We start from the raw sequence: 1,202 nt of genomic DNA, 5'->3' as shown, positions 1-1,202 counted from the left end.
CAGGGCGCGAGCATACTTTGTTAAAATTGTTAACCAAAAAGAAGTTCTTCTCTAAAAGCATCATCATAACAAGCTCTTACACACTTACTTCTTATTGACCCCTTGCTTTTCGTATGCTGCTTTATCATGTTCCTAACGACGCGTCTAAATAGTGCCATATGTTGCGCACTTAATGGCTCATGTATTTGACAGGCATCTTCTTTAAATACGACATCCAGTATCCAGTGTTGCTGATTTTCTATCAGCCAATGTTGTCTTATTGCTTTATTTATCAATATATTGTCTGTCAACGATGTTAGGTAGTAATGTGTGTCAATACTCGTTCTATTACCCTTCGTTCGCTCTCGTTGCACCGCAACGATTGTCCTAACTGATGGCCAGCTCTCTTTAATTTCACTCGGTAATAAACGCGCATCAAGACAATCTATCGTGCGTACTTCTTTTCGCCCATGCCCTTCATCTTGTGTTACATGACTAAGTATCTCTGAGTTTTCAGATTCATACTGGTGTGTAAATGCATCTTGAATCGCGCTATAAAGTTTCTTTTGATTACCCTTTGCTTGCACTAGATAATCTGCATGTCTGCTAATTAGCTGTTTTAGCGTTTCTTTTTGGCAGTGCAAAGCATCAAGTGTAATGACGGTGTTATTGATATCGAGTATTTTCAATAAATCCCGAACTGCCGGTATTTCATTCGTCTTACTGCCAACTGTTTGGTGGAATAATGTGAGACCTGCTTCACAATCAAATGCTGAGACGAGATGTAATTTATCAGCAATGTGTTTACTTGCTCCGCGAATAGTTTTGCCATCGAAGGCAATGACAGGATGCGCTGACTTAACGCGGTTTTGATTGACCCAGCTATACATCGCGAGTAGTAATGAGTCAGTATCAACGGTTCTAAAAATCCGAGCAATACTATGTCGAGTGGGTATGCCATTTTTGAAAGAACGAAATCCTCTTAACCAATTAAGCTTACTTTCTCCATAGATTTCAATACCTTGCCAGCTTTCACACCCTGATGTAACGGCAGTAATAATAAGAAAAAGCACATCAACTAAGTTATGGTGCTGATTTATATGTGAACGATTATCTTTGACGAGTTCTAAATGTGAGAAGAGTGACATAATAAGTTTAAGGTGATGAAATTTATGGTATTAGATCATAAAATTTGTTTATTTACAAAGTGTGATCCCGCCCTG

At 38.6% G+C, this 1,202-nt stretch carries 1 protein-coding gene; it reads right to left on the bottom strand.

The window, feature by feature from the left end; translation table 11 throughout:
- Positions 1–29: 29 nt before the first annotated feature.
- Complete coding sequence (locus tag P20495_RS06220; RefSeq protein WP_008137579.1) at positions 30–1,127, bottom strand: ISAs1-like element ISPsesp1 family transposase; 1,098 nt, start codon at positions 1,125–1,127, stop codon at positions 30–32.
- Positions 1,128–1,202 lie beyond the last annotated feature (75 nt).

It is taken from the genome of Pseudoalteromonas sp. BSi20495 (genome assembly GCF_000241185.1).
Taxonomy (GTDB): domain Bacteria; phylum Pseudomonadota; class Gammaproteobacteria; order Enterobacterales; family Alteromonadaceae; genus Pseudoalteromonas; species Pseudoalteromonas fuliginea.
The sequence above is the reverse complement of the archived record's forward strand: the minus strand, read 5'-3'. Positions and strand labels throughout refer to the sequence as shown.

Bases quoted from the DNA above. Each gene is read 5' to 3' on its own strand.
- P20495_RS06220 (WP_008137579.1), bottom strand. From the start codon at position 1,127: ATGTCACTCTTCTCACATTTAGAACTCGTCAAAGATAATCGTTCACAT.